General features: G+C 41.5%; 4 protein-coding genes and 2 pseudogenes. 3 read left to right on the top strand and 3 right to left on the bottom strand.

The genetic code is table 11. The annotated features are described in order from the left end of the window. A partial coding sequence (locus BHE85_RS14485) for an integrase core domain-containing protein (protein WP_146628072.1) occupies positions 1-146 on the top strand: 146 nt, incomplete at its 5' end. An 11-nt stretch (positions 147-157) separates the two neighbouring features. Here the strand turns inward: BHE85_RS14485 and ariR are convergent. From ariR to ycgZ, 3 genes and pseudogenes are all read right to left on the bottom strand, one after another. Further along, positions 158-283 (bottom strand): annotated as a pseudogene (gene ariR, locus BHE85_RS14480) (biofilm/acid-resistance regulator AriR); the annotation flags it as partial. A 28-nt stretch (positions 284-311) separates the two neighbouring features. Further along, positions 312-584, bottom strand: coding sequence for a hypothetical protein (locus tag BHE85_RS14475; protein ID WP_000858006.1), 273 nt, complete (start codon positions 582-584; stop codon positions 312-314). A 42-nt stretch (positions 585-626) separates the two neighbouring features. Then, positions 627-863: a regulatory protein YcgZ gene (gene ycgZ / locus BHE85_RS14470; RefSeq protein ID WP_000554150.1), complete on the bottom strand. Its 237-nt coding sequence runs from the start codon at positions 861-863 to the stop codon at positions 627-629. Between the two features lie 313 nt (positions 864-1176). On the opposite strand from ycgZ, the pseudogene bluF reads away from it, so the two are divergent. Together bluF and BHE85_RS14460 are read left to right on the top strand one after the other, a co-directional pair. After that, a pseudogene (bluF, locus tag BHE85_RS14465) lies at positions 1177-1572 on the top strand (blue light-responsive regulator BluF); the annotation flags it as partial. Between the two features lie 56 nt (positions 1573-1628). Further along, the coding region (locus BHE85_RS14460) for an IS1-like element transposase (protein WP_001650043.1) at positions 1629-1865 on the top strand (237 nt) is incomplete at its 3' end.

The raw sequence follows: 1865 nt of genomic DNA, 5'->3' as shown, positions 1-1865 counted from the left end.
TAACGGCAGCAAAGAACCTTGCAGAGGCGTTCGAGCATTATAACGAATGGCATCCGCATAGTGCGCTGGGTTATCGCTCGCCACGGGAATATCTGCGGCTGCGGGCTTGTAATGGGTTAAGTGATAACAGATGTCTGGAAATATAGGGGCAAATCCACATTAAATTGGTGACAGCCTGCCCTAACACTGCTGACTCTTCTTCTAACAAATTACCCGAACTGCGAAAGTAACTTGCTAACGCTTTATCAGTTATTGCATTATGAATTGTAGTATCTTCAAGCATGGTAACCTCTCATCTTACTTATGAAATTTTAATGTATTCTGTTTATTTTCTTACCATTGAACATACTTTTATTGTCAGCTGTCGCTGTTCTTCGGTTTGGCCCTCCTGAATCACTATTGCTAAAATCACGAATTATGCTGTCAATTAAATCGCGTCGGAAAGCATCTTCCTCAGCCGATTTCATTACGAGTAATTGCTTAATAAGAGTCTGCAATGAAAAATTTATCTTCATGCGCAGTATCTGGAGCACCACCTGGCCAGTAATTTCATATTTTATACGTTCATTATCAGATGTCTTCATAACGACTTCATAGCTAACCTGTTAAATAATCAGGCTGTTGCATTATTCAAAAAGCAACCCAATTAGTGCATTATAATGTTTCTGTTCCTCTTCCCCAGTCGCGTGTTCCAGTCGGCAAAGAAGTTTGGCACAAAGCGACTTTCGACTCAGATTACGTCCATCTTTCAAAATCTCAGTCACAATTTCCCCGAGAGTTTCCTGCTGAGTAGGCCAGTTAGCTTTTGCAAAGTAACGAGTGATTGCTCCCGCAGAATCTAAAGTCACTGAATTTTGATGCATGCTACGCCTCTGTTAAAAATGTTAATCAATGTTAAGTGAGGTAACAATAGCAAACTTGTACGAAATATGTGTACAGAATGATAAATTAATTTTTTGCAATTAGTGCCAATACATATAAAACAATGTGTTATGATAAAACATATTGCATCATTTAACTGACAATCTATACGAGATTTTTCGCCAACTAGTGTTCAACTTTTTCCATTTTTTATCAATGTAAAGAAACGGTTATGTTTTGGTATTAAAAGAAAGACACAAGAAGATATGTCTGTTACCGTCTTACTCTCGCCTCACCCATTACCCTGGATTGTTAATGCTTACCACCCTTATTTATCGTAGCCATATACGTGACGACGAACCTGTCAAAAAAATCGAAGAAATGGTTTCGATAGCAAATCGCAGGAACATGCAGTCTGACGTAACAGGGATCTTACTGTTTAATGGTTCTCATTTTTTCCAGCTTCTGGAAGGTCCGGAAGAACAGGTTAAAATGATATATCGGGCTATATGCCAGGATCCACGGCACTATAATATTGTTGAGCTGCTGTGCGATTACGCGCCTGCTCGCCGTTTTGGCAAAGCGGGAATGGAATTATTTGATTTGCGCCTGCACGAGCGAGATGACGTTTTACAGGCCGTATTCGACAAAGGCACATCAAAATTTCAGCTAACTTATGATGACAGAGCGCTACAATTTTTTCGTACTTTTGGGTAATGCTGCCAACTTACTGATTTAGTGTATGATGGTGATTTTAAGGTGCTTGCGTGGCTTCCATTTCCATCAGATGTCCTTCCTGCTCCGCTACTGAAGGCGTGGTGCGTAACGGCAAAAGCACTGCCGGACATCAGCGCTATCTCTGCTCTCATTGCCGTAAAACATGGCAACTACAGTTCACTTACACCGCCTCTCAGCCCGGTACGCACCAGAAAATCATTGATATGGCCATGAATGGCGTCGGATGTCGCGCCAGTGCACGCATTATGGGCGTTGGCCTCAACACG

The sequence above is a fragment of the Shigella sp. FC1567 genome, assembly GCF_001743015.1.
GTDB lineage: Bacteria > Pseudomonadota > Gammaproteobacteria > Enterobacterales > Enterobacteriaceae > Escherichia > Escherichia coli.
Note: the sequence above shows the minus strand (reverse complement) of the source record. Positions and strands in the feature narration are given on the sequence as shown.